The sequence below is a fragment of the Polaribacter sp. BM10 genome, from assembly GCF_002005425.1.
Taxonomy (GTDB): domain Bacteria; phylum Bacteroidota; class Bacteroidia; order Flavobacteriales; family Flavobacteriaceae; genus Polaribacter; species Polaribacter marinaquae.
In genome coordinates, this window is record NZ_CP019704.1 from 2,839,261 (window position 1) to 2,864,391 (window position 25,131).

The 25,131-nt window shown below is 30.5% G+C and carries 25 protein-coding genes; 12 read left to right on the top strand and 13 right to left on the bottom strand.

What is annotated here, in order from left to right:
• The first annotated feature begins 103 nt into the window (after positions 1-103).
• The 3 genes from BXQ17_RS12515 to BXQ17_RS12525 are packed head-to-tail and all read left to right on the top strand — an operon-like array spanning position 104 to position 1,521.
• Complete coding sequence (locus BXQ17_RS12515) at positions 104-619, top strand: RNA polymerase sigma factor (RefSeq protein WP_077810961.1); 516 nt, start codon at positions 104-106, stop codon at positions 617-619.
• Complete coding sequence (locus tag BXQ17_RS12520) at positions 600-1,010, top strand: hypothetical protein (RefSeq protein ID WP_077810962.1); 411 nt, start codon at positions 600-602, stop codon at positions 1,008-1,010. The genes BXQ17_RS12515 and BXQ17_RS12520 overlap by 20 nt, the downstream gene beginning before the upstream one ends.
• A gap of 25 nt (positions 1,011-1,035) precedes the next feature.
• Positions 1,036-1,521: a hypothetical protein gene (locus BXQ17_RS12525; protein ID WP_149025908.1), complete on the top strand. Its 486-nt coding sequence runs from the start codon at positions 1,036-1,038 to the stop codon at positions 1,519-1,521.
• A 66-nt stretch (positions 1,522-1,587) separates the two neighbouring features.
• Here the strand turns inward: BXQ17_RS12525 and rsmI are convergent, their stop codons facing one another.
• Together rsmI and BXQ17_RS12535 are read right to left on the bottom strand one after the other, a co-directional pair.
• Positions 1,588-2,265, bottom strand: a complete 678-nt coding sequence (gene rsmI, locus BXQ17_RS12530) for a 16S rRNA (cytidine(1402)-2'-O)-methyltransferase (RefSeq protein WP_077810964.1) — start codon at positions 2,263-2,265, stop codon at positions 1,588-1,590.
• A 60-nt stretch (positions 2,266-2,325) separates the two neighbouring features.
• A complete protein-coding gene (locus BXQ17_RS12535; RefSeq protein WP_077810965.1) occupies positions 2,326-2,685 on the bottom strand; it encodes a cupin domain-containing protein in 360 nt (119 codons plus the stop codon).
• Between the two features lie 182 nt (positions 2,686-2,867).
• Here BXQ17_RS12535 and aspS point away from each other — a divergent pair, with 182 nt between their 5' ends.
• Genes aspS through BXQ17_RS12550 form a run of 3 tightly spaced genes read left to right on the top strand, consistent with a single transcriptional unit; the run spans position 2,868 to position 7,160 of the window.
• Positions 2,868-4,628: an aspartate--tRNA ligase gene (gene aspS, locus BXQ17_RS12540; protein WP_077810966.1), complete on the top strand. Its 1,761-nt coding sequence runs from the start codon at positions 2,868-2,870 to the stop codon at positions 4,626-4,628.
• 45 nt (positions 4,629-4,673) lie between these two features.
• Positions 4,674-5,384: a DUF6503 family protein gene (locus BXQ17_RS12545; protein ID WP_077810967.1), complete on the top strand. Its 711-nt coding sequence runs from the start codon at positions 4,674-4,676 to the stop codon at positions 5,382-5,384.
• A complete protein-coding gene (locus BXQ17_RS12550; RefSeq protein ID WP_077810968.1) occupies positions 5,385-7,160 on the top strand; it encodes a chloride channel protein in 1,776 nt (591 codons plus the stop codon).
• A 129-nt stretch (positions 7,161-7,289) separates the two neighbouring features.
• Here the strand turns inward: BXQ17_RS12550 and BXQ17_RS12555 are convergent, their stop codons facing one another.
• Together BXQ17_RS12555 and glpQ are read right to left on the bottom strand one after the other, a co-directional pair.
• On the bottom strand, positions 7,290-7,823 hold the full coding sequence (locus BXQ17_RS12555; protein ID WP_254712380.1) for a hypothetical protein: 534 nt from the start codon (positions 7,821-7,823) through the stop codon (positions 7,290-7,292).
• A gap of 1 nt (position 7,824) precedes the next feature.
• A complete protein-coding gene (gene glpQ, locus BXQ17_RS12560; RefSeq protein WP_077810970.1) occupies positions 7,825-8,805 on the bottom strand; it encodes a glycerophosphodiester phosphodiesterase in 981 nt (326 codons plus the stop codon).
• Positions 8,806-8,853: 48 nt separating this feature from the next.
• On the opposite strand from glpQ, the gene BXQ17_RS12565 reads away from it, so the two are divergent.
• Positions 8,854-9,093, top strand: coding sequence for a hypothetical protein (locus tag BXQ17_RS12565; protein ID WP_077810971.1), 240 nt, complete (start codon positions 8,854-8,856; stop codon positions 9,091-9,093).
• Here the strand turns inward: BXQ17_RS12565 and BXQ17_RS12570 are convergent, their stop codons facing one another.
• Positions 9,094-10,071, bottom strand: a complete 978-nt coding sequence (locus BXQ17_RS12570) for an endonuclease (RefSeq protein WP_077810972.1) — start codon at positions 10,069-10,071, stop codon at positions 9,094-9,096.
• 327 nt (positions 10,072-10,398) lie between these two features.
• On the opposite strand from BXQ17_RS12570, the gene BXQ17_RS12575 reads away from it, so the two are divergent.
• Positions 10,399-10,737 carry a hypothetical protein gene (locus BXQ17_RS12575; protein WP_077810973.1) on the top strand — a complete coding sequence of 113 codons (339 nt, stop codon included), beginning with the start codon at positions 10,399-10,401 and terminating at the stop codon, positions 10,735-10,737.
• Between the two features lie 189 nt (positions 10,738-10,926).
• Positions 10,927-12,138, top strand: a complete 1,212-nt coding sequence (gene hflX, locus BXQ17_RS12580) for a GTPase HflX (protein ID WP_077810974.1) — start codon at positions 10,927-10,929, stop codon at positions 12,136-12,138.
• Between the two features lie 59 nt (positions 12,139-12,197).
• Here hflX and BXQ17_RS12585 read toward each other — a convergent pair whose 3' ends face one another.
• The 6 genes from BXQ17_RS12585 to BXQ17_RS12610 all read right to left on the bottom strand — a co-directional run bounded on the left by BXQ17_RS12585 (position 12,198) and on the right by BXQ17_RS12610 (position 16,680).
• On the bottom strand, positions 12,198-13,316 hold the full coding sequence (locus tag BXQ17_RS12585; RefSeq protein ID WP_077810975.1) for a CNNM domain-containing protein: 1,119 nt from the start codon (positions 13,314-13,316) through the stop codon (positions 12,198-12,200).
• Positions 13,317-13,405: 89 nt separating this feature from the next.
• Positions 13,406-14,323 carry a DUF3078 domain-containing protein gene (locus tag BXQ17_RS12590; RefSeq protein ID WP_077810976.1) on the bottom strand — a complete coding sequence of 306 codons (918 nt, stop codon included), beginning with the start codon at positions 14,321-14,323 and terminating at the stop codon, positions 13,406-13,408.
• Between the two features lie 64 nt (positions 14,324-14,387).
• The gene (locus BXQ17_RS12595; protein WP_077810977.1) at positions 14,388-15,263 is read right to left on the bottom strand and encodes a DUF3078 domain-containing protein; all 876 of its coding nucleotides are present in this window, start codon (positions 15,261-15,263) and stop codon (positions 14,388-14,390) included.
• A 48-nt stretch (positions 15,264-15,311) separates the two neighbouring features.
• Entirely contained in the window at positions 15,312-15,821 is a 510-nt protein-coding gene (locus BXQ17_RS12600; RefSeq protein WP_077810978.1) for a DUF2480 family protein, read from the bottom strand.
• 101 nt (positions 15,822-15,922) lie between these two features.
• A complete protein-coding gene (locus tag BXQ17_RS12605) occupies positions 15,923-16,243 on the bottom strand; it encodes a DUF59 domain-containing protein (protein ID WP_077810979.1) in 321 nt (106 codons plus the stop codon).
• 11 nt (positions 16,244-16,254) lie between these two features.
• Positions 16,255-16,680, bottom strand: coding sequence for a SufE family protein (locus BXQ17_RS12610; protein ID WP_077810980.1), 426 nt, complete (start codon positions 16,678-16,680; stop codon positions 16,255-16,257).
• 73 nt (positions 16,681-16,753) lie between these two features.
• Between BXQ17_RS12610 and BXQ17_RS12615 the strand changes: the two genes are divergently transcribed.
• The 3 genes from BXQ17_RS12615 (at position 16,754) to BXQ17_RS12625 (ending at position 23,251) form a co-directional block, all read left to right on the top strand.
• Positions 16,754-17,680 carry a PfkB family carbohydrate kinase gene (locus tag BXQ17_RS12615; RefSeq protein WP_077810981.1) on the top strand — a complete coding sequence of 309 codons (927 nt, stop codon included), beginning with the start codon at positions 16,754-16,756 and terminating at the stop codon, positions 17,678-17,680.
• A gap of 84 nt (positions 17,681-17,764) precedes the next feature.
• Positions 17,765-19,663 (top strand): amidophosphoribosyltransferase, encoded by a 1,899-nt coding sequence (locus BXQ17_RS12620; RefSeq protein WP_077810982.1) that lies wholly within the window; start codon positions 17,765-17,767, stop codon positions 19,661-19,663.
• Between the two features lie 126 nt (positions 19,664-19,789).
• Positions 19,790-23,251: a T9SS type A sorting domain-containing protein gene (locus BXQ17_RS12625; RefSeq protein WP_077810983.1), complete on the top strand. Its 3,462-nt coding sequence runs from the start codon at positions 19,790-19,792 to the stop codon at positions 23,249-23,251.
• Positions 23,252-23,325: 74 nt separating this feature from the next.
• On the opposite strand, the gene BXQ17_RS12630 is transcribed toward BXQ17_RS12625, so the two are convergent.
• Complete coding sequence (locus BXQ17_RS12630) at positions 23,326-23,934, bottom strand: superoxide dismutase (RefSeq protein WP_077810984.1); 609 nt, start codon at positions 23,932-23,934, stop codon at positions 23,326-23,328.
• 109 nt (positions 23,935-24,043) lie between these two features.
• Entirely contained in the window at positions 24,044-25,054 is a 1,011-nt protein-coding gene (gene fbp, locus BXQ17_RS12635; RefSeq protein WP_077810985.1) for a class 1 fructose-bisphosphatase, read from the bottom strand.
• Positions 25,055-25,131: the final 77 nt, after the last annotated feature.

Here is a 25,131-nt window from a genome sequence, read left to right on the forward strand (position 1 = left end):
ATCAAGTCAAAAATACTACAAGTAAAATCAAATTTTTAAGAATTTTCAAATAAAAACCAAATCGCTGTTATAAATATATCTACTTTAACGTTATATATATAGAATGACCAAACAAGACTTTAAACATAGCGTTTTTTCATTATCAGAATTGCTATTTCCTATGGTAAGTAGAATGTTGGGCTGTACTTCTAAAGCAGAAGATGCAATACAAGAAATAATGATAAAATTATGGCACAAGCGCAAACAGTTAAGTAAACATCCTAATATTAAGGGTTTTGTAGTCTTAACTGCTCGTAATTATTGTTTAGATTTATTAAGAAAAAAGAAAGTTGTATTAGAAGATTCTTCGGATGTTTTAAAATTAGTAAAATCTACAAATGAGCATCTAAATTTAGAGTGGGAAGAGTTGAATAGCCACATAACCACAATTTTAAAAACGATACCAGAGCAACAGAAAGAAGTATTTATAATGAGAGATTTAGATGGTTTCGATTTTGAAGAAATAGCTGCCGCATTACAAATTAAAACCTCGCATGTAAGAGTTTTACTCTCTAGAGCCAGAAAACAAATTAGTACAACCTTAGAAAAAACATACAGTTATGAAAGAGGAAAATATTAAAAACTTAGTAGAAAAATATAAGTTAGGTAATACTACTTTAAAAGAAGAAGCTTATTTGTTTGATAGTGTAAAGAATACCGAAGAAGGATTAGGGAATTGGGCAAATTTTGTGAAAATTAACAAAAAAGTTGCTCCAAATAATTTTAATGATAAACTATGGAATTCTTTTGAACCTAAAATAGCAAACAAATACAGTTTTAGATATAAATTTTTTGGAGCTGTAGCTTCTGTAGCGGTTTTAATTATGTTAGGTTTTTATAGTTTTTCTAATAATGAGCAGAGCATTGAAGAAAAAGAACTTTTACTTAATGAAGCAAGAAGTATGTTTACTGATAATGAAACCATCATTTTTGAAGACGAATTGATAATTGTGTATACTAAACAAGAATAAAAACTAAATTAAAATAATAAATATCATGAAAAAAATAACCATCTTATTAGTGCTATTAATGGCGTGTAATTTTACTGTTTTAGCTCAAAATACAAATAAGAAAAACCTATATTTAAAAGTAAAAGATGATAAAAAGCCACTAATTATAGTAGACGGAAAAAAGTTTGAGTTTCCTGTTGAGTTAATAGATCAATCTCAAATAGAATCGATGCATATTTTAAAAGGAGATCAAGCTAAATCTGCTTATAATGCCCCAAATGGAGTCATTATAATTAATACAAAGCAGTATAAATCTATAGATTGGTCTGATAAAGAAAAAAAAGAGAAATTATTAACCAAAGACTCTAAAAATGAGCCGCTAGTTATTATAGATGGTGTGGTTTCAAGTAGAAAAGTTTTAGACTCTTTAGCGCCAAGATATATTGAAAAAATGGAGGTTTTAAAAGGTGAAAAAGCTTTAAAAAAATATAATGCACCAAATGGTGTTATATTAATTACAACGAAGAATTAAGAATTTTATTAAGCGATAATTAAAAACCTCAATAAATAATTTTTCTATTTATTGAGGTTTTTAGTTTTATTTAGATGATTTTCCTTCAACAATTACTACAATTTCTCCTTTTGGAGGTTTTTTGGTAAAATGTGCTAAAACTTCAGTTGCGGTTCCTCTTACAGTTTCTTCAAACATTTTTGTGAGTTCTCTTGAAACAGAAACTTGTCTTTCTGCGCCAAAATATTCTATAAAATGGCCTAAAGTTTTTACGAGTTTGTGTGGCGATTCGTAAAAAATCATGGTTCTTTTTTCTTCGGCTAAAAAAAGAAAACGAGTTTGTCTTCCCTTTTTTACGGGTAAAAATCCTTCGAAAACAAATTTGTCATTTGGCAATCCAGAGTTTACTAATGCTGGTACAAAAGCTGTTGCGCCAGGTAAACACTCAACATCAATATTATTTTCTACACAAGCTCTTGTTAGTAAAAAACCAGGATCTGAAATTGCAGGCGTTCCGGCATCAGAAATTAAAGCACACGTTTCTCCGTTTTGAATTCTTTGTACAATTCCTTTTACAGATTTGTGTTCGTTGTGCATATGATGACTGTGCATTTGCGTAGCAATTTCAAAATGTTTTAATAATTTACCACTTGTACGTGTATCTTCTGCTAAAATAAAATCTACTTCTTTTAAAACTTTTATAGCTCTAAAAGTCATGTCTTCTAAATTACCAATTGGTGTTGGTACTAAATATAATTTACTCATTGTTTTTAATCGGTTCTTAATTATCAGTAATCAAAAAGAAAAACTAATAAAAGTTTATTGTTAAATAGACTCATACGTTTCTACAGTAATATCTGCAATAACATCTCCGGTGTGTTTTATGTTTAAAGGTTCAAATAAAACAATATGTACTTCTTCTTTTGCAATAGGTTTGTGTTCTACACCTTTGGGTACAATATAAAATTCTCCTTGGTTTAAAGTTACTGTTTTATCTCGTAATTCGATGTCTAGAGTTCCTTTTATAACTAGAAAAAGTTCGTCTTCATTGTCGTGTTTATGAAAAACAAATTCGCCTTTTAATTTTGCCAATAATACTTGTTGTCCGTTTAATTGCCCAACTTTTTTTGGAGACCATAAGTCTTGAAACAAGTTAAATTTTTCTTGAATATTTATTACGCTCATAAAGCAAATTTACAAAGAATAAGACGGATTCTGCGTTACCGATTGTAGCATTTGTTTGAGCTCTTTTGAGGTACGAAAAAAGCGAGTGCGAAAAGCGGGCCATTTCTGATAAGAAATGAACGCCCAAAAAACTAATATTAATAGGAAATTGTTTAATTTTGCATCTTAAATTTTTAGAAATAATGTATAGAAGTAATTCTTGTGGCGAGTTAAGAGCATCGCATATAAATACAGAGGTAACCTTAGCGGGTTGGGTACAAAAATCACGTGATAAAGGTTTTATGGTTTGGGTAGATTTACGTGATAGATACGGAATTACTCAGCTTATTTTTGATGAAGAGCGCACGCCAAAAGAAATGATGGATAAGGCAAAATCTTTAGGTAGAGAATTTGTAATACAAGTTACAGGAACGGTAATAGAACGTGAATCTAAAAATACAAACATACCAACTGGTGAGGTAGAAGTTTTAGTTTCTAAATTAGAAATTTTAAACGAAGCAAAATTACCACCATTTACAATTGAAGATAAAACGGATGGAGGAGAAGACATCCGAATGAAATATAGATATTTAGATATTCGAAGAAACCCTGTTAAAGACAGTTTAATTTTTCGTCATAAAGTAGCAATGGAAGTTCGTAAATACTTGTCTGATCAAGAATTTATAGAAGTTGAAACGCCATATTTAATAAAGTCTACGCCAGAAGGCGCAAGAGATTTTGTTGTACCTTCTAGAATGAATGAAGGGCAATTTTATGCATTACCACAATCGCCGCAGACATTTAAACAATTATTGATGGTTGGTGGAATGGATAAATATTTTCAGATTGTAAAATGTTTTAGAGACGAAGATTTACGTGCAGACAGACAACCAGAGTTTACACAAATTGACTGTGAAATGGCGTTTGTAGAGCAAGAAGATATTTTAAATATTTTTGAAGGATTAACACGTCATTTACTAAAAGAAGTAAATAATGTAGAGGTAGATAAATTTCCAAGAATGTTGTATGATGATGCAATGCGTTTGTATGGAAATGACAAACCAGATATTCGTTTTGGTATGGAGTTTGGCGAGTTAAATGCTGTTACACAACACAAAGATTTTGGTGTTTTTAATTCTGCAGAATTGGTAATTGGTATTGCAGTTCCTGGCGGAAACGCATATACAAGAAAAGAAATAGACAATATTATAAAGTGGGTAAAGCGTCCGCAGGTTGGTGCTTTAGGGATGATTTATGCACGTGTAAACGAAGACGGAACGTTCAAATCTTCTGTAGATAAATTCTATGATCAAGAAGATTTAGCAAAATGGGCAGAAATTACAGGAGCAAAACCAGGTGATTTAGTTTGTGTTTTATCTGGTGATACTAATAAAGTAAGAGCTCAAATGTCTGCTTTACGTATGGAATTAGCAGAGCGTTTAGGATTAAGAGATCCTAAAGTATTTGCGCCACTTTGGGTAATCGACTTTCCGTTATTAGAATTAGATGAAGAAACGGGTCATTACCACGCAATGCACCATCCATTTACATCGCCAAAACCAGGGCAATTAGAGTTGTTAGATTCTAAACCAGGAGAAGTAAAAGCAAATGCGTATGATTTAGTTTTAAACGGAAACGAAATTGGCGGAGGTTCTATTAGAATTCACGACAAGCAAATTCAAGCAACAATGTTAAAGCATTTAGGTTTTTCTGAGGAAGAAGCGAAAGCACAGTTTGGTTTCTTAATGGATGCTTTTGAATACGGAGCGCCACCTCACGGAGGTTTGGCTTTTGGTTTGGATAGATTGGTTGCTATTTTAGGCGGACAAGAAACAATTAGAGATTTTATTGCGTTTCCAAAAAATAATTCTGGTCGAGATGTAATGATAGATGCACCGGCTTTTATAGACGATGAGCAACTAACAGAATTAAGTTTGAAATTAAATATTCAAGATAAAGAATAGAATTAGAAATCCCGCTTTTGCGGGATTTTTTATTACTTTTAAGTTATGAAAAACTTAGCTACATTTTTTTTACTTTTAGTATCGATAACACTATTTTCACAAGAAATTACTGGGGATGAACTTTTAGAGAAAGCAATTAATTTTCACGATCCAAATGGTAATTGGTCTACTTTCTCTGGAGAATTTTTTGTAACGATGGAAACCCCGAAACGAAGTCCTAGAAAAAGTAGAATCAGAATTAATTTGCCAGAACAATACTTTTTTTTAAAAGCAGTAAGAGATACAATTGTTACAGAATATGCAGTGCATAAAACAGATTGCAGTTTTGCTATTAATGGTAACACAAATCCATCCGAAGCACAAAAAAAGAAATACAGTTTAAATTGCGAACGTGCAAAATTCATGAAAAACTATTACACTTATTTGTACGGTTTGCCAATGAAGTTAAAAGATAATGGTACAATTATCGATCAAAAAGTAGTAAAGAAAACTTTTAAAGGAAAAGACTATTTGGTTTTAAAAGCAACTTACAGTAAAGAAGTAGGTAAAGATACTTGGTACTTTTATTTTGATCCTGAAACGTATGCAATGCAAGTGTATCAATTTTTTAAAGATGAGACCAAAAATGATGGTGAATACATTCTACTTTCTAATTTAGAAACCGTAAATAATATTAAAATGCCAAAAGCAAGAGCTTGGTATTTTAATAAAGACAATACTTATTTAGGTACAGATTTTCTATCTATTAAAAACTAAATGCCGAACAAATATAAAATACTTAAAAAGGTTTTAATTTGGAGATATAAATATATTTCTGAAAGACAATTTATTTATGTTTTAAGTGTTTTTGTGGGTTTTTTAGCAGGTATTGGAACCTTCATATTAAAGTATTTAACTTTTGTTATAGAAGATTTATTAGAAGGAAATTTAATAAAAGACTACCATTATTCGTTGTACTTTATCTTTCCTATAATTGGTTTGTTTTTAGTGTACTCTATTAAAAAGTTTATTATTAAAAAAGAAATTGGGCACGGTATATCTACAACATTGCATTCTATTTCTAAAAAAAATGGAATTATAGAACGTTACAAAATGTTTGCTTCTTTAATAACAGCACCGTTAACAGTTGGTTTTGGTGGTTCTGCAGGTTTACAAGGGCCTGCGGTAAGTACTGGTGCGGCTTTGGGGTCTAATGTTGCTAGATTGTTTCATATGAATGCAAAAACCAGATTGTTGTTAATTGGTTGTGCAACTGCTGGTGCAATGTCTTCTATGTTTAAGGCGCCTGTAGCTGCTATTATTTTTGCTGTCGAAATTTTTAGTTTAGATTTAGCATTTGCATCTTTGGTTCCGTTATTGTTAGCATCGGTTTCGGCAATAATTACCTCTTATTTTTTTGCAGGAACAGATGTTTTGTTTGGGTTTAAGTTGGTAGATGTCTTTCAAGTAAAAGATATTCCTTTTTATATTGTTTTGGCTTTCTTTACAGGAATAGCATCCGTATATTTTTCTAAAATGTATTTTGCAATAACACGTTTTTTTGAGCGATTTTCGAGTCCGTTTAAAAAATTGATTATTGGCGGTATTGCTATCGGAATTATGTTGTATTTAATTCCGCCTTTATATGGTGAAGGTTACGGTTTAATAAATAGTTTGTTAAATGGCAATACAGCAAATGCTTTAAAAGATATACCTTATAATGTAGATTTAAATAACGCGTATATGGTAGGTTTTATGTTGTTAATAATTGCAGTGTTTAAAGCAATTGCAATGACAACCACATTTGCTGCTGGCGGAGTTGGAGGCATCTTTATACCAACAATATTTATGGGTTCTGTGTTGGGTAATGCAATAGCTAAAATTATCAATCAATTAGGTTTTTCTGTATCAGAATCTAATTTTACATTAATTGGTATTACAGGTTTAATGGCCGGAGTTTTACACGCTCCTTTAACCGCAATTTTCTTAATTGCAGAAATTACCGGTGGTTACGATTTATTTGTACCATTAATGTTGGTTGCTGCTATAAGTTTTGCTTTTACAAAATACTTTATTTCTAACTCTATTTACACGGTAGAGTTGGCAAAACGAGGGGAATTAATTACGCACAACAAAGACAAAAATGTTTTAATGATGATGCGAATAGATACATTAATAGAAAAAAACTTTATACCAATTACACCAGAAACTACATTTGGCGCAATGCTAAAAAATGCAGTAGCAAAATCGAAACGTAATATTTTTCCGGTTTTAGACAACGAAAAACGCTTTTTAGGAATTGTATTACTTGATGATGTTAGACCAATGATGTTCGATCAATCACAATACGAAACAACTTTTGTTTCAGATTTTATGAAATCTGCGCCAGCAATAATTTTTCATAATGACTCGGTAGAAAAAGTGATGCAAAAATTTAAAGATAGCAATGCATGGAACTTACCTGTTGTAAAAAATGAAAAATATGTTGGTTTTATCTCGAAATCGAAATTATTAACCGCGTATAGAAATAAATTAATAGAAGTTACTAATTAATTTTTTTTGAAGCTATTTCCTGCTTTCCGCTATATCTTTTTATTTATAATTTATTCATACTTCAAAAATTAAAAATAAAAAGGATGCTGCTTCAATCAGGGCTAAAATGTTTGCTAATTTTTTGTATTACTAAGAAGACCATTCATCTTTTATAGAAATCCATTCTTTTTGAGATTTCATTATTGGTTTTTGATGTGTTTCACCAGTTTTTAAACAAGAAAATATAACAAATACAAATTCTAAATCTTCTTTATCAGAAAGCAATACATTACTGATATTTTTTTCTTTAGAGGTAGAAAAAGAATCATTTATTTCTGCAATTTTATTTCCATTTTTAAAAATAGATTTTTTATCAAAATAATGAATTTTAACTTCAAAAACATCTTCATTTAATTGAAGTTTAAAAATTGAATTTTGCTTGTTATCAGAAATTAAAATTAATTTTTTGCCTTCTTTAGTTTCAATTTCATAAGAAATTCGCCATTTCCAAAATTTAAATTTCTTGATAATTTTATAAATAATTTCTTCTTCGGTATTGTAAATTTCTGCTGTTGTTTTACCAAATTCTAAAAACCAACTAGAAAAAAATAGGCACTCGTTCTCTGTATTATAAATCTGTAAATTATTTGTGGCATGACTAATTTTATAAGTAAGTTTATCCATCTTAATCATTAGAGTTTATAAAGTTTACCATTTTATCTGGGAAATCGGTGAAAGCACCGTCTATATTTGCTTCATAAATTAAGGTTTGCATCATTTCTTCGAACGTAAAAAAGTCATCTAAAGCATCTGCTCTAAATGTATAAGGATGCACTTTTAATCCTAATTGATGTGCATCAGAAACTAAAGAAGTAAACAGCCATTTACCATTAATTTTTTTATCTAGAATTTGCTTATACCAAGGCCCAATTCCGTCGGCATAACTTGCAAAATGTTTTAACTGCTTAGTTTCTTCAGTAAACTCTATCAATTGTACCAAAAACAAATCAGACTTTAAATCTTTTCTAATTCTTTCTAATTCTTTGGCGTCAAAACATTGTAAAATACAATTGTCTTTTTTTTTGGTGTAGCCATAATCAGTAAGAACTTTTAAAACAATTTCTGTTAGTTTTTTGCCTTCATTTTTATGAAATTCTGGAGCTTTAATTTCTGGATAAATTCCGATATTACTGCCAGTAGAAGTATTTAGACCTTGTATTAATTCTATTTCTTGTTGTAGTGAATGTAATTTAAAGTTACCTGTTTTGGTAGGGAATCGGTCTTTATAAACTTGCTTACCATTTTTTGGGTTAAAACGCTCGTAAACATTAAGAGTTTGCAATTCATCAAAAGTAAAATCTATTACATAAAACCTATTATCTTCTCTTTTTCTATGAGGAAACTTTATTGCAACATCTGTAACATCATCCAAATAAATATCATGAATAACAATAGGAACATTGTCTTTGCTGAGTACTAAATCTTGCTCTATAAAATTTGGTTTCATTGCGTAAGCCATAGCTTTAGACTCTAGCGTATGTTCTGGTAAGTAACCAGAAGCGCCTCTGTGAGCAATCACAATTTTGTTATTCATTGTAAATTTATTTTTGTTTGAAGTGCAAGAAATAAGTAATAAACCAAGTAAAAATACTAAAATCGATTTCATTTTTAATAAAATTAGAAATTAAAGATAGAACTTTTGTAATTTTGCAACATGAAATTAGCGTTAAAAATAATGTTTGTTATCTTTTTAGTTTGGATGGCATTAGGAGCATATTTAATTAATACAGAACACGAAAAAGCCCAAGTAGTAATGGGTTTAGGCGTTTTGTACTTGTCTTTTATATTTATGCCAATATTTATTTATTTTAGATATAAAGATGGTAAATACAAAAAGTATATTATTAATGATGAAAAACTAAGAAAAGCCTTTAAAAATGTAGGTAAAGAGTAGTTAGTCGTCTTTTTTCTTTAGAAAAGCATATACTGGAAAATGATCTGAAAATCCGCCTTGATACCAAGGACCAATATAAGTTCTAAACGGGCTACCTTTTAATTTTCCTTTAAAAATTTTTAACCATTCTTTATTAAATACTTCTGCGTGTTTAAAGTAAAGTTTTCCTTCTTTCTTTTCTGTAAAATTTTTAGAAAATATAATTTGATCGAATAAATTCCACTTACCATCATAGGTTAAAGAACCCAGCTTTTCTCTGTCTAAAATAGTTTCCATCGGATTTATAAAATCATCAGAAACCAAGGTTTTTACACTTTTACTTGTTGGGTCATCATTAAAATCTCCCATTACAATTATTTTTGCATTGTAATGTTTGTCTTTAATTTCTCTTATAATGTTTCTAGCAGTAATTGCTGCGGTAACTCTTTTGTGTTCTGTTTCTGCTGCACCTTCTCTTCTAGAAGACCAATGGTTTACAATTATATGTACAAGTTCGCCATGTAAATTACCACTAACTTTTAAAATATCTCTTGTATAATCTCTTTCGCCTTCGTCATCTTCTAGAAAAACTGGGAATGTTTCTGATTTTAAAAATTCGAAAACTCTTTTATTGTACAACAAGGCAACATCAATACCTCTTTCGTCAGGAGAATCATAATGTGCAAAACCATAATGATGCTTTTTTAAGTTAGAAGAATTTATTAAATCTCTAACCACCTTAGCATTTTCTACTTCAACCAAACCAACAATTGCAGGCGGATATTTAGATCTGTTTAAACCTAATTGAGATATTACAGAGCCTAATTTTTTAATTTTTATTTTATATCTTTTGTATGTCCATTTTCTTTTTCCGTCACTTGTGTAATCATCATCAAAAGTTTTAGGATTGTCTTCTGTATCAAACAGGTTTTCTACATTGTAAAAACCAATTGTTGTAATTTTTTTACTTTGTTTAGAAGACTTAATCGAAGGAAACATATAAATATTTTAATGGTAAAAGTAACAAAATAATCTACAGACTTTACATTAAATTAACTGGTGATTTTATAGAATTAAAATCTAAAAGCTATTTGTATTGTAGTATTGATATCAAACTACGGTTTTTAGTGATAATTCACTTTAAATTTTAATTTTTTTAATAAAATATAAGCAATATTTCTTAAGTGTTAAAATAGGTGTAATTAACTGATTTCTAACCTAAAAAAGTTGTTTTTATAACATTTTATTTTAATTTTTTTCGAACTCTTAAACTAATTTTACAGTGCAAGTTAGCAACACAAAAAAAGAAATTTTAAAAAATTAATCATGAAAAAATTAGCAATTGTATTTTTAGTAGCAGTATTGACAAGTGTATCTACGTTTTCTAACAACAATGACGACGTGAAAGAAATCGATTTAAAATTAAGGAAAAAAATTATCGAATTATTAGGAAACTATAAAGGAGATCTAGACTCAAACATAAAAACTACTGTAGATTTTATTATAAACAAAAAAGGAGAGATAATTGTTGTATCTGTAGACTCTAAAAAACCGAATGTAGCTTCTTTCATAAAAAACAGATTAAACTACCAAATAGCTTCTATAGAAAAATTAGAAATTTTAAAAACATATAGAGTGCCTGTAAAATTTTTAAAACAAAACTAAATTAACAAAAATTAAAGGGTTTCTTAATGTAAAGAATACATAGTTCTTTTATTATTAAGCTACTTTTGGTGTGCAGAAAACGTTGTAAACTTTCTGTTTTTGAATTTGAATTAGTAATATAAAACCTTAGCTTTTGCTAAGGTTTTTTTTTACCCTAAAAGACAAGAATTGTTTGTATTTTTGCATTCTATGATAGACGCAAAAGAAGCAATTTCAGAAAAAGCAGTTTTAATTGGTGTAATTACGCAGCAACAAAACGAAACACAATCTGATGAATATTTAGATGAACTAGAGTTTTTAACACAAACTGCCGGCGGTGTTGTTGTTAAACGCTTTGTGCAAAAAATGGAAAGACCAAATCCGAAAACTTTTTTAGGAGCTGGTAAGCTAGAAGATGTTAAAGATTTTATACATGCCAATGCAATTGGTACAGCTATCTTTGATGATGAATTATCGCCTGCACAGTTAAGAAATATCGAAAAAATTCTTGATTGTAAAATTTTAGATAGAACCAATTTAATATTAGATATTTTTGCGCAAAGAGCACAAACTAGTTCTGCAAAAACACAAGTAGAACTTGCCCAAAGCGAATATTTGTTACCTCGTTTAACAAGACTTTGGACACACCTTGATAAACAAAAAGGTGGTATTGGAATGCGTGGACCTGGTGAAACAGAAATTGAAACAGATAGACGTATAATTCGTGATAAAATATCCGTATTAAAAAAACGTCTAAAAACAATAGACAAGCAAATGGCGATTCAAAGAAAGAATCGTGGTAAGATGGTAAGAGTTGCTTTAGTAGGTTATACCAATGTTGGTAAATCTACACTTATGAACGTAATTAGTAAAAGTGATGTTTTTGCAGAAAATAAATTATTTGCAACTTTAGATACAACGGTTCGAAAAGTGGTTATAAAAAACATTCCTTTTTTAATGACAGATACTGTTGGGTTTATTAGAAAATTGCCAACACAATTGGTAGAATCTTTTAAATCTACTTTAGATGAGGTTAGAGAAGCAGACTTGCTATTGCATGTTGTAGATATTTCACATCCTAATTTTGAAGATCATATTGCATCTGTTAATACAATTTTAGATGATATTAAATGTGCAGATAAACCTACCTTAATGGTGTTTAATAAGATTGATGCATACGAGCATGAAACAATTGATGCAGATGATTTAGAAACAGAAAAAGGCAAAGAGCACTATACTTTACAAGACTGGAAAAAAACTTGGATGAACGATAAAGAAGTAGAATCAATATTTATTTCTGCTCTAAATAAAGAAAATTTAGATGATTTTAAAGAAAAAACGTACGAAGAAGTAAAGAAAATACATATTCAGCGTTTTCCTTATAACGATTTTTTATATTACGAATATAAAGAGGAAGTATAAAAAAAAATCCTACTGTGAATTGTTGCAGTAGGATTTTTTTTATGCTTTCATTTTAAAGATTAATCTTTTGAATCATCTTCTTTTATTATGCCCATTCTTTTTGCTCTGTTTTCCCAAGATTTTCTTGCTAAAGCTTGTAAATCTGCAACAGAATCACTTTCATCCATAATTTCTAAACCAAGTAAAGTTTCTATCACATCTTCTTGAGAAACAAGACCGCTTACAGAACCATATTCATCTACCACAAGTGCAATGTGTTCTTTCTCTTTGATTAGTTTGTCAAACAAATCTGGTATAGATAATTCTCTTTCTGTAACAACAATATCTCTTTTAATGGTAGCTAAAGTTTCTTCGCCTTTACCATTAATAATTGCTTCCAATAAATTATCTTTTAAAAAGTAACCTGTAATTGCATCTGGGTTTTCAGAAAAAACAGGAATTCTAGAGAATCTTAATTTTTTATGATCGTTATAAAAAGAGCTTATTGTTTGAGTTTCATCTGCGGTTTCTATTACAGATCTCGGTGTCATTACATCGTTTACTTTAATTTCTTTAAAACCAAGTAAGTTTCTAATAACTTTACTTTCATTTTTCTGAAAAACACCTTCTTTTTCTGCCATGTCTGCCATTACTAAAAAGCTCTCTCTGCTTAAAATACTTCCATGACCCTTGCCACCAATTAACTTTGTTGTTAATTGTAAAATCCATAATATTCCTGTCCATTTCAACGGGAAAATCATTATGTTTAAAGCTTTAGCTGTAAAATTAGCAAGTTGTTTCCAGTAAGTAGCTCCTATGGTTTTAGGTATAATTTCTGATGCGACTAGAATTAAAATTGTCATTATAGTAGAAACTAAACCAACCATTACATCTTCTGTAATTTTAATGCCAAATACCGTTTTTACATCTGTACCATACATTTCTGCGTAAGCAACTTTTGCTTGCACACCTACTAAAATTGCACCAACCGTATGTGCAATGGTGTTAATAGTTAAAATAGCAATTAAAGGTTTATCAACATCTTTTTTAAAAGTTTCTAATTGCGTAGCATATTGTTCACCTTCACTTTTTTTAAGATTGATAAAAGTTGGTGTAATACTTAACAATACAGCTTCTAAAATAGAGCATAAAAAAGAAAAGAAAATAGAAATTGTTGCAAAAATTATTAATAAAGTCATGTATTATTTATTTGAGATGCTAATTTACACAAAATAAAAAAACCTCAAGAATTTCTTCTTGAGGTTTCTTTTAAAATATTGTTTTCTATTTAGAAAGCATAGCTCATACCAACTAAATAATAAGATTGTAATTTGTTGTCTACAGTAGAAAAAGTTTCTGCAGGATTGTCAATTAATGCATTGTTTAATGCTTCTTGTTTGTTTTTACGTAAACCTAATTCTAAACCAACTCCAATTCCTTTCCAAACAGTGTAACCAAAAGAGTTTGTCCATGTCCAGTTAGATAAGTCTGAAGTTTTATAGCTTTGAAAAACAGATAAATTAGACTTTACACTTAATTTACCATATTTTTTAGAATAATCTGCAACAATTTTAGCACCTAAAGAAGATTCGAAAACTGTTTCACCACTACTAAATACAAAGTTGTAGTTTCCTGGGTGCATAACAACTACCAAGTTGCTTGTTGGTGTCCAAGTAAGACCAGCACCAAAATCTAAATAACCAGGATCGTTAAAATTATCTATAATTGTAGTTCTGTATTCTGCAAGTGCAGATAAAGCCCATTTTTTATTTAATCTTTTACCGTATAAAGAAGAGATTGTAAATACATCAGTAGCAGTATCAAAACCTTCGTCTCCGGCAACACCTTTTTCATCTAACTTAACCCAACCTAAGTTAATTGCAGCAGAGTTTCTCCAGAAAAAGTCTTCTTCAATTAAATTAGCAAAACCATTTACAGTTACACCAATATTACCTGCAGATGCAGTAGGAGCTGTTCTAGCGTACCAGTTGTTAAAACCAGATAAACTTGCACCTATAGTACCAAAAGCACCTTTTCTCCAACCAGGTAAAGCATCAATTTTTGCTTGTATCGCATTAACTTCTCCTTGTAATTTAGCAATTTGAGCTTTTTTAGGAGCTTGTTCTTTCTTTAATTCTTCTGCCGTTTGTGCGCTTGCAGAAAAGCTAATAAATACCAATAAAATTAAGATTGATAATTTTTTCATGTTGACTATTTTTAATATTTAAGCGTGCAAAAGTACACTTTTATTCTTTTAGACAAGAAAAATATTAATAAGTCACTTTTTCGTGGAAGCTATAATTCATGCCTAAACCAAAAAGCTGTCTAAATTGAATTTTACTTGATGAGTTATCATCAACAATTGTATGAAAAGTCATGTGCATTTTAATGTGTTTGTTTACAGTAAAACGCAAATTTGTTTGATAATCTAAATCGACATTACCAACATTTGCAAGGTAATCTGTATACATTGTTAAAATGTTTTCCATTTCAATGTTTTTCATCAAGGCAAATTTATAGTAACCAGAAAGGTTAAAACCTAGTCCAAAGGCAAGAGTTTTACCCTCGTCTACACCAAATTTGCCAGAATCTTTAGTAAAAAACTCGTTTACAAATGTATATCTGGCTGTAGCTGGTGCAATGTTTAAATTTAAATCATCAGATTTTTTCCATAACATTCCTGGTCCAAAAGTTAAATAAGCAGGAGATAAAAACTCTGATACTAGTAGCTTAGGCTCTTTTGAATAATCGAACCCTTTGGTATATTGTGTTTTAAAATTGGCAATAAAAGAAAGAAACCAATAAGTTGTTGTTTTTATACCTAATAAAGAATTTAGTTCAAATCGATCGTTTGTTTTTCTGTAGCCTTTTTCGCTGATATGACTTAAACCATAACCAGATAATAATCGAGTATCCCAGTTTACATTATTTTTCTTATAATTAAAATCGTAATTTATATTGATGTTTCCTGCAACCGTGTTTTGGCCACCAGAAGCCCAATTAGAAAAAGAAGATTGATTAAAAACAAAGGCAAGTCTGCCGTTTACTTTCCATTTTGGCTTTGGTAAAGTGTCTAGTTTCTTCTTTTGAGAATAAGAATTACTTGCTATAAAAATAAATAAAAGAAGGGTTGCTAGTCTTCTCATTATAAGTGTTTTTAATGTTAATTTCTTTTGATTTATAAATGTGTAAATTTATTTCTTCGATTTATATAAGGGTACCGTAGAACAAGCTTCGCCAAACATAATAGATTTGGCTATAGGTTGTAGTTTTGCAATTAAAAAAGCAAATGCAGAATCTGGTATTGGTTTTTCTGCACAACCTTTAATTATTACAGGGCAATCTGCATAATCTCTAAGATCGATAAAATTTAAAAGTTCTTGGTATAAAACAGTTTCTAATAATTCTAAATTACCAATAACAACTTTGTTGGCATATGTTGTAGCTTCTGCAGCAATTAGCATAAAAGCCCAAGATGGTATAATTGCATCTACAGAGCAATTAACAGCTACAAAACAGTTTTTGTATTGAGACCAATCATGATTTTTTACAGCATTTCTAAAATCTTTTTCTTTCAAAATTATTTCTTCAAATAGCCAATCTTTAATATCAAATGAGACTCTTTTTCCTTCAGGGTAAATCTCTTCTAGGTCAAAGGTTTTTAACTTGCTATTTGCTACTCTATTTATAATTTCTTCTGCCATTTATAATTTTACTTTATTGTTTAAAATAAATAAAAACTTAAGTTGTATTAACAGAAAAAGCAATTATTAATAATTGCTTTTTCTGTTAAATTTATATGTAATTAAAGCATTCCTAACTCTAGTTTTGCTTCTTCGCTCATCATTTCTTGTGTCCAAGTCGGGTCAAATGTAATTTCAACTTCGCAGTTATTTAATTCTTTTAAAGACTTAACTTTATCTTCAATTTCTACAGGTAAACTCTCTGCAACTGGGCAATTCGGAGACGTTAGTGTCATTAAAATTTTAGCATTATTTTCATCAGAAACAAAAACATCATAAATTAAACCAAGCTCATAAATGTCTACAGGTATTTCTGGATCGTAAATTGTTTTTAAAACACCTACAATTTTATCTCCAATTTCTTCTAATTCTTTATCTGTCATTATATAGTTTCTTAATTCTGTAATTTAGTTTGTTGCGCAATTGCGTACAATTTTATTTGTTTAACCATAGATACCAAACCGTTTGCTCGCGTAGGGCTTAAATGTTCTTTCAAACCTATTTGATCTATAAAAGTGGTTTCTGCAGTTAAAATATCTGCCGGTTTTTGTTCCGAGAATACCCTCAATAATAATGCCACAATTCCTTTAGTTAAAATAGCATCACTATCTGCAGTAAACTTAATTTTATCTGCATCTAATTCAGAATATAACCAAACTTTAGATTGGCATCCTTTAATTAAATTTTCGTCTAATTTATGTGTATCTTCAATTATAGGCAAAGATTTACCAAGCTCTATTATGTATTCGTAACGATCCATCCAATCATCAAACATAGAAAACTCATCAATAATTTCTTCTTGTATTTCTTTGATAGTCATTTTTAAAACTTATTTTTGCGCTTTCAAAAAGCGTTTTATTGTAAAAAGCAAAATTACGCATAAATTATAAGAAATGAGTAAATTATTAGCAGTTGGTACAGTAGCTTTTGATGCTATTGAGACACCTTTTGGTAAAACAGATAAGATTTTAGGAGGCTCTGGAACTTTTGTAGGTTTAGCAGCATCTCAATTTGGAGTAGAAACAGGTGTTGTATCTGTTGTTGGAGGAGATTTTCCTGATTCTTATTTAGAAATGATGAATTCTAAAGGAATTAATACAGATGGTATTGAAGTAGATAAAGAAGGTAAAACTTTTTTCTGGAGTGGTAAATATCACAACGATATGAATTCTAGAGATACTTTAGTAACAGAATTAAATGTATTAGAAACGTTTACACCAGTTGTACCAGATTCTTTTAAAGATGCAGGCATTGTAATGTTGGGTAATTTACACCCGCTAACGCAAGCTTCTGTTTTAGATCAAATGACAGAAAAACCAAAACTAATAGTTTTAGATACTATGAATTTTTGGATGGATATTGCTTTAGATGATTTACATACTGTTTTAAAAAGAGTAGATGTAATTACAATTAATGATGAAGAAGCTCGCCAATTATCTGGTGAATATTCTTTGGTAAATGCTGCTAAGAAAATCCACGCAATGGGACCTAAGTATGTAGTAATTAAAAAAGGAGAACACGGAGCTTTATTATTTAATGAAGGAAAAATGTTTTTTGCACCTGCATTACCATTAGCAGAAGTTTTTGATCCTACTGGTGCCGGAGATACATTTGCAGGAGGTTTCTGCGGATATCTAGCAAAAACAGAAGATATATCTTTCGAAAACATGAAGAACGCGATAATTTACGGCTCTAACTTAGCTTCTTTCTGTGTAGAGAAATTTGGTACAGAGCGCATGCAAGAGCTAACAACAGATGAAGTTAAAACGCGCTTACAAGCTTTTAAAGACTTAACACAATTTGATATAAAATTATCTTAATATAAATCCGCGGTTTAAACTGCGGGTTTTTTTTTGATATAATTGCAACAATAACAACACAATACAACTAAAAATATTATAAAAATGAGTGATGCTATTAAACATGAATGTGGAATTGCACTTGTTAGATTAAAAAAACCATTACAGTTTTACAAAGATAAATACGGTACTGCTTTTTACGGAATTAATAAAATGTATTTATTAATGGAAAAACAGCATAATCGTGGTCAAGATGGTGCAGGTTTTGCAAGTGTAAAATTTAATGTAGAACCTGGTACTAGATATATTAGCAGAGTTCGTTCTAACAAATCGCAACCAATACAAGATGTTTTTGGGCAAATTAACGATCGCTTAAATGGTGTTTTAGAACAAAACCCAGATAAGAAAGATGATGTAGCATGGCAAGAAGAAAACATGCCTTACATAGGTAACTTATTTTTAGGTCATGTTCGTTATGGTACTTTTGGTAAAAACAGTATCGAAAGTGTACATCCGTTTTTACGTCAAAGTAATTGGAAACATCAAAACTTAATTGTTGCAGGTAACTTTAACATGACTAATTCTAAACATTTATTAGAAGAGTTAATAGAGTTGGGGCAACATCCAAAAGAATTTACAGATACAGTAACTGTCATGGAGAAAATTGGTCATTTCTTAGAAGATGAAGTGGCTAAATTATATCAGAAAGCAAAAAAGAAAGGCTTTAACAAAAAGAATGCTTCACCTTATATTGAAGAAAATTTAAGCATAAAAAAAGTTTTAAAAAGATCTTCTAAAAACTGGGATGGTGGTTATGCAATGGCAGGATTAGTTGGCCACGGAGATGCTTTTGTTTTAAGAGATCCAAACGGAATAAGACCGACATATTTCTTCGAAGATGAAGAAGTTGTAGTTGTAGCATCAGAAAGACCTGTAATTCAAACAGTATTTAATATCGAAATTGATAAAGTACAAGAATTAGAAAGAGGGCATGCTTTAATTATTAAGAAAAATGGTAAAACAGCTATTAAACAAGTTTTAGAACCAAGAGAAAACAAAGCTTGTTCTTTCGAGCGTATTTATTTTTCTAGAGGAAGTGATGCATCAATTTATGAAGAAAGAAAAAACTTAGGTAAATTAGTGTTTCCTAAAATTTTAAAATCGATAGATAGCGATATTTCTAACACTGTTTTTTCTTACATACCAAATACTGCAGAAACTTCTTTCTATGGAATGACGGAAGCTGCCGAAGATTTACTTAATCAGCAAAAAACAGAAAAAATCTTAGCAGGTGGTACTAAGTTATCTGCTCAAAAAGTAACAGAGATTTTATCTGAAAGAGCTCGTTTTGAAAAAATAGCTATTAAAGATGCAAAGTTAAGAACATTTATTGCTGATGATAGTTCTAGAGATGACCTTGTAGAACATGTTTATGATATTACTTATGGTGTTGTAAAACCTACAGACAATCTTGTAATTATAGATGATAGTATTGTAAGAGGAACAACTTTAAAGAAAAGTATTATTAAAATCTTAGATAGACTAAGCCCTAAGAAGATAGTGGTTGTTTCATCTGCACCTCAAATACGCTACCCAGATTGTTATGGTATAGATATGGCCAGAATTGATGCTTTTATTGCTTTTAAAGCTGCGATAGAATTATTAAAAGATACAAATCAAGAAGGTATTATAGGTGAAGTTTATAAAAAATCTAAAGAGCAACAATCTAACGCAGATGAAGAAATTGTAAATTATGTAAAAGAAATTTACGCACCATTTACAACAGAAGAAATATCAGCAAAAATTGCCCAAATGCTAAAAACAAAAGATGTTAAGGCAGATGTAGAGGTAATTTATCAAACTGTAGAGAACTTGCATAAGGCTTGCCCTAATAACTTAGGAGATTGGTATTTTACCGGAGATTACCCTACACCTGGTGGTCATAGAGTTGTAAATGAGGCTTTTATTAATTACTATGAAGGAAACGATAAAAGAGCTTATTAATTGTAAAATCAAAATAAAATCCTTACTTTAGTGAGATAAACATTATCAATATTAAAATTGATGTAAGAAAAATTCCCCCAAGAATTAGCTTATGTAATGTGTTAACAAGTTTAAAAATTTTTAAAGATGTTAAAACAAGCAAAAAGAATAATTTTTATTTTTTATCTTTTTTATGGTGCTATTTTAAGTGCCCAAACTTCAACTGCAACATACAGTTCAGGAGATATTCCGACAGGTTTTGAGAGTTCTAGTCAATGTGCTCCGTTGTCAGAGTTGCAAGTTATTGTACCGCCAGGATCTATTGTTACAAGTGTAGATGTTGTTTATCAAATGACGGCACGTGTTCAAGGTTGGATGTCAGACCAAAGATCTAGATTAATTTATGTTGAAGGTGCTGTAAGTGAGAACAATTATACTGCAGGTATAGGAGATAGTCCAGGAACATTATCTTACGCTCGATCTGGTTTAACAATTGCAAATGGCGTAAGTGTTACAGGGGTTTTGACTTTTCAAATGGATGTGTTAAGAGTAATTTGGGAAGGTACAGGAGCTGGCTGTAGTGTTAATGAAAATAAGGTTGATAATAATAGTTGGATAATTACTGTGAATTATACAGCTCCGCCTCCTGTAGCAGAAAGATATTTAGGTCCCGGCGGTGTAGGTAGTATTGATGGTACTTCTAGTCTTGTGCTATGGACAAACCCAGATGATATTTCTGAAAATGACAATGCTCCATTTGCTTCTTGGTCAGATTTATCGGGTTATAATTCAACTTTAACTCAAGAAGATGTTACTTTTCAGCCTATAATTAAGAAAAATATTGTTAACGGCTATGATGCAGTTAGGTTCGAAGAATCTAATAGACGTTTGAGAAAAACTAACTTCACAAACTTTCCAACAACAGCAATTTCTGGCTTTTATGTAAATAAAACTGAAAATGCAAATGAAGGAGGTGACGGAGTGTTATCTTATGCCTCATCATCTGCTCTTAATAACGATTTTCTATTATTTAATAGCAATAATTTGTCTATGTATGTTACTAATCAGGCAAGGAGTTCTGGCTTGAATGTAAGCACTGCAAACTGGAATGTTGTTGGTTATAGATGGCAAACTTCTGGAACGGCAAATACATCTCTTAACGGAACTGATAGAAATATTAATTTTCCTAGTGGTAGAATTATAACTCCTGGCGGTTCTTTAGCTTTGGCTGGTGAACAAGATAGTGAAGATGATGGAGCAGGAGGAAATGATGGTGATTATGTAGCTTCACAAGCGCATCAAGGAGATTTTGCAGAGGTAATTATGTATAATAAATATATTAATGAGGCAGAAAGAATTATTGTAAGTAATTATTTATCGGCAAAATATAATATTACCTTAAATTCAAATAATTTTTACGATGAAGATGATGTAGCTGCGGGTAATTTTGATCATGATGTGGCTGGTATTGGTCAAGCAACAGATGGTTCTAATCATACAGATTCTCAAGGAACAGGAATTGTTAGAATTTATAACCCAAGTAGTCTTGCAAATGATGAATTTTTATTTTGGGGTAGAGATAATAAAGAGGATATCGTTTTTGAAACAAATGAAGATAATTATCAACAAAGAACTTCTACTAAATGGCGAGTTAGTAAAAGAAATGATGTTGGTGACGTTAGTTTTATATTAGATTTATCATCCGTAGATATTTCTAGTAAAGAAGATTGTGCTATACTTAAATTAGTTATAGATAATGACAGTGATTTATTATCACCAACATCAACTTATAATTTAGCAGACATTGGTGGTGGTTTATATCAGGCTAATAATGTGGTTTTTTCTAATAATGATTATTTTGCTGTAGAATACCAAGATTTAATAGTTGTTGATGATACGCAATACTATAATGGTTCTGCCACCACAAATGTGCCAGATTTAACAGATGGCTGCTTTAAATTGTTGGTAAAAAGTACTTCTAATGGTTCGCTAACTTTAACCGAGGATGCTGTTGTTAGAGAGATTGAGATTGAAAACGGAGGAATTTTATCTGTTAATTCTGGCGTGTTACTAAAAGTTAAAAATGGTATTTTAAATAACGGTGAATTAAGATTAGTTGGTAATTCTCAATTAGTACAAACTCATACAACTGGTAATAATTTAAACTCAGGGACAGGTAAACTTTTCGTAGATCAAACTGCAACAAGCTCATCTGTATATCAGTCAGGTTATTGGTCTTCACCAGTAAGAAATTCAGGTACAGCACCAGGCACTCCTTTTTCAATAAACGATGTTTTAAAAGATGGAACAAATGTAGCTACATCTGCAACTCCAACTGTTGGTGAAGCTGCTGACATTAATTTTACTTCTAATTTTGATGGAGATTCGTCATTAGAGCCTATAAGTATTAGTTCTAGGTGGTTGGCAAAGTTTGTAAATGCCAGTGATTGGACAAGATTTGTAGATCCAACAGATCCTATTTTTCTTCCAGGAGAAGGATGGAATATGAAAAGTGTTGGTGCTACATTTACTTTTTCTGGTACACCAAACGATGGAGATTATTCTTTTACATTAGATCAAAATAAATTTAATTTAATAGGTAACCCGTATCCTTCTGCACTAGATGCAGAAGCATTTATAAATGATAATTCATCAGAATTTAATGGTGTAATATATATTTATAACGGTTCTTCTGATAATACTCATGTTAGAGGAGATTATTCTGGAACTTATAATACCATTGTTAGCGGGGTAACAGTCGGTGGAGGAAGATATTTACCGATTGGGCAGGCATTTTTTGTGACAAAAGAAACACCAGGTTCTGGTACTTTAGTTTTTAAAAATTCACAAAGAACTTTAAATGATTTATCTGATACTGGTGTAATAGTTGCTAAAACATCATCAAAACAAAAAAGTACTAGAGATTTTTCAACAATAAAGATTGATTTTAAATTTAATTTATCTGAAAGTGAAGTTAGAACCCGAACAGTAGCAACAGTGTTTAGAGGTTTAACAGATGAGTACGATATTGGTTTCGATGCAGTTATGTGGGGCTTGCAGCCAACAGATTTGTATTTAAAAGTTAAGGGTTCTACTAGTCCTTATATTATCACTGGTACGTTTAATTTTGATGAATCTTTAGAAATACCGATGGTAGTTCAGTTAGATCAAGATCGAGAAGTTACTTTTTCTATAAGTGAAAAGATAAAAATTAACACACCTGTGTATTTAAATGATAGAGTTTTAAATAAATTCTATAATTTAGATGAAGCTCCTAAATCTCTAAATTTAGCATCGGGTATTTATGATGATAGATTTTTTATCACTTTTACAGATAAAACATTAAGTAATGAAGATTTTAAAGAGGATGAATTTTTATTAAGTATTCAAAGAGGTGATAATGGCGAGTTTTTAATTAAAAACACATCTAATTATCAGATAGAAACTGTAAAGTTGTTTAATATTTTGGGAGCTGAAGTTTTTAATCAGAATATAAATAGTAATAAAAGTGAGTTAAACTTTAAATTAAACAAACTGTCTAAGGCGGTATATATTTTAGTTATTAAGACAGAAAAGGGATTGTTCAATAAAAAGATTATTATTGATTAAATCCTTATTATATCAATTAAAAAAGCATCCTTAAAAAGGATGCTTTTTTTTATCTTAATCAGTAAGATTTCTATTTATTTTGCTGCAGCATATCTACGCTCAACTTCATTCCAGTTAATTACATTAAAAAATGCATTGATATAATCTGGTCTTCTGTTTTGGTAGTTTAAGTAATATGCATGTTCCCAAACATCCAATCCTAAAATAGGAGTTCCTTCGCAGTTTACACCTGGCATTAATGGGTTGTCTTGGTTAGGTGTAGAACAAACCTCTACTTTACCACCTGGTAAAACACATAACCATGCCCAACCAGAACCAAACTGAGTAGCTGCAGCTTTAGAAAAAGCGTCGATAAATGCTTCTTTAGATCCGAAAGCGCTTTCAATAGCGTCTTTTAAATCTCCAGATAAATAACCTCTATCGTTCGGGTTCATTACTGTCCAAAATAAAGAGTGATTGTAAAATCCACCACCGTTATTTCTTACAGCGCTATTGCTCATATCTAAATTAGCAAGAATATCTTCGATAGATTTTCCTTCTAAATCAGTTCCTTCTATTGCTCCGTTTAATTTTGTTGTATATCCGTTGTGATGTTTTGTATGGTGAATTTCCATAGTTCTAGCATCTATATTAGGTTCTAAAGCATCGTATGCGTATCCTAATTCTGGTAATTGAAAAGCCATTTTTTTAAGTTTTAAAGTTCGTATTATTTTAATACTGTAAATTTACTCAATATGATGCAGTTGAACAAAATATTAGCCTTTTGTTAACTTATAATAGTATAAATAAGATTTATTCGCCGTATTTCTGCATAAATTCCTCTAATTTGTTTACCATATTTTTACTTCCGCAAACAAAAGGTACTCTTTGGTGTAATTCTGTTGGTTCTACTTCCATAGTTCTAGTGTAACCGTCAGAAGCATAGCCATTTGCTTGTTCAGCTAAAAAAGCCATAGGATTACATTCGTAAAGTAAGCGTAATTTTCCGTTCGGATTTCTAGAACCTTTTGGGTACATGTAAATACCTCCTTTTATCATATTTCTATGAAAATCTGAAACCAAAGAACCGATATATCTACTTGTGTAAGGTCTTTCTCCTTCTTCTTCTTGACAGTATTTTATATATTTTTTTACACCTTCTGGAAAATCGAAATAATTTCCTTCGTTAACAGAATAGATGTTTCCATCTTCTGGAAACGTCATATTTGGGTGCGATAAATAAAATGTACCAATTGCTGGGTTTAATGTAAAACCATTTACACCATCTCCGGTTGTATAAACTAGCATTGTAGATGTACCATAAACCACGTAACCAGCTGCAACTTGCTCAACACCTTTTTGTAAAAAATCTTCTAGTTGTACTGGGCTTCCTGTTGGCGTAACCCTTCTGTAAATAGAAAAAATTGTTCCTACAGAAACGTTTACATCGATATTAGAAGAGCCATCTAAAGGGTCTATTAATACAACATATTTATTTTGATTGTTCTCGTCGATACTATTTATAGAGATAAAACTGTCTTCTTCTTCACTGGCAATACCACAAACAATATTTCTTCTAGTTAGTGTTTGTATAAATTTATCATTTGCATAAACATCTAATTTTTGTTGGTCTTCACCTTGAATGTTTGTGTCTCCATGAGCACCAATAATATCTACCAAACCAGCTTTATTTACTTCGTGATTTACAACTTTTGCAGCTAATCTAATTGAGTTTAATAAACTAGATAGTTCGCCAGAACTGTATTTAAAAGCGTGCTGATTTTCAATAATAAATTCTCCTAAAGTCTGTTTTTTTGGTAACATGTTGTTGTGTATAGTTAATGTTACAAAGATGCTAAAATTTAGATAACTACACCGTTTTCGTACAGCTTTTTTTTGGT

Excerpts from the sequence above, each read along its gene's own strand:
- aspS (WP_077810966.1), top strand. The coding sequence starts at position 2,868 with ATGTATAGAAGTAATTCTTGTGGCGAGTTAAGAGCATCGCATATAAAT.
- BXQ17_RS12625 (WP_077810983.1), top strand. The coding sequence starts at position 19,790 with ATGTTAAAACAAGCAAAAAGAATAATTTTTATTTTTTATCTTTTTTAT.
- BXQ17_RS12555 (WP_254712380.1), bottom strand. The coding sequence starts at position 7,823 with ATGGATAAACTTACTTATAAAATTAGTCATGCCACAAATAATTTACAG.
- BXQ17_RS12630 (WP_077810984.1), bottom strand. The coding sequence starts at position 23,934 with ATGGCTTTTCAATTACCAGAATTAGGATACGCATACGATGCTTTAGAA.
- BXQ17_RS12610 (WP_077810980.1), bottom strand. The coding sequence starts at position 16,680 with ATGACTATCAAAGAAATACAAGAAGAAATTATTGATGAGTTTTCTATG.
- BXQ17_RS12570 (WP_077810972.1), bottom strand. The coding sequence starts at position 10,071 with ATGTTTCCTTCGATTAAGTCTTCTAAACAAAGTAAAAAAATTACAACA.
- BXQ17_RS12605 (WP_077810979.1), bottom strand. The coding sequence starts at position 16,243 with ATGACAGATAAAGAATTAGAAGAAATTGGAGATAAAATTGTAGGTGTT.
- rsmI (WP_077810964.1), bottom strand. The coding sequence starts at position 2,265 with ATGAGTAAATTATATTTAGTACCAACACCAATTGGTAATTTAGAAGAC.
- BXQ17_RS12565 (WP_077810971.1), top strand. The coding sequence starts at position 8,854 with ATGAAATTAGCGTTAAAAATAATGTTTGTTATCTTTTTAGTTTGGATG.
- BXQ17_RS12525 (WP_149025908.1), top strand. The coding sequence starts at position 1,036 with ATGAAAAAAATAACCATCTTATTAGTGCTATTAATGGCGTGTAATTTT.
- BXQ17_RS12600 (WP_077810978.1), bottom strand. The coding sequence starts at position 15,821 with ATGGCAGAAGAAATTATAAATAGAGTAGCAAATAGCAAGTTAAAAACC.
- BXQ17_RS12620 (WP_077810982.1), top strand. The coding sequence starts at position 17,765 with ATGAGTGATGCTATTAAACATGAATGTGGAATTGCACTTGTTAGATTA.
- BXQ17_RS12575 (WP_077810973.1), top strand. The coding sequence starts at position 10,399 with ATGAAAAAATTAGCAATTGTATTTTTAGTAGCAGTATTGACAAGTGTA.
- BXQ17_RS12520 (WP_077810962.1), top strand. The coding sequence starts at position 600 with ATGAAAGAGGAAAATATTAAAAACTTAGTAGAAAAATATAAGTTAGGT.
- glpQ (WP_077810970.1), bottom strand. The coding sequence starts at position 8,805 with ATGAAATCGATTTTAGTATTTTTACTTGGTTTATTACTTATTTCTTGC.
- hflX (WP_077810974.1), top strand. The coding sequence starts at position 10,927 with ATGATAGACGCAAAAGAAGCAATTTCAGAAAAAGCAGTTTTAATTGGT.
- BXQ17_RS12535 (WP_077810965.1), bottom strand. The coding sequence starts at position 2,685 with ATGAGCGTAATAAATATTCAAGAAAAATTTAACTTGTTTCAAGACTTA.
- BXQ17_RS12590 (WP_077810976.1), bottom strand. The coding sequence starts at position 14,323 with ATGAAAAAATTATCAATCTTAATTTTATTGGTATTTATTAGCTTTTCT.
- BXQ17_RS12585 (WP_077810975.1), bottom strand. The coding sequence starts at position 13,316 with ATGACTTTATTAATAATTTTTGCAACAATTTCTATTTTCTTTTCTTTT.
- BXQ17_RS12595 (WP_077810977.1), bottom strand. The coding sequence starts at position 15,263 with ATGAGAAGACTAGCAACCCTTCTTTTATTTATTTTTATAGCAAGTAAT.
- BXQ17_RS12550 (WP_077810968.1), top strand. The coding sequence starts at position 5,385 with ATGCCGAACAAATATAAAATACTTAAAAAGGTTTTAATTTGGAGATAT.
- BXQ17_RS12545 (WP_077810967.1), top strand. The coding sequence starts at position 4,674 with ATGAAAAACTTAGCTACATTTTTTTTACTTTTAGTATCGATAACACTA.
- fbp (WP_077810985.1), bottom strand. The coding sequence starts at position 25,054 with ATGTTACCAAAAAAACAGACTTTAGGAGAATTTATTATTGAAAATCAG.
- BXQ17_RS12515 (WP_077810961.1), top strand. The coding sequence starts at position 104 with ATGACCAAACAAGACTTTAAACATAGCGTTTTTTCATTATCAGAATTG.
- BXQ17_RS12615 (WP_077810981.1), top strand. The coding sequence starts at position 16,754 with ATGAGTAAATTATTAGCAGTTGGTACAGTAGCTTTTGATGCTATTGAG.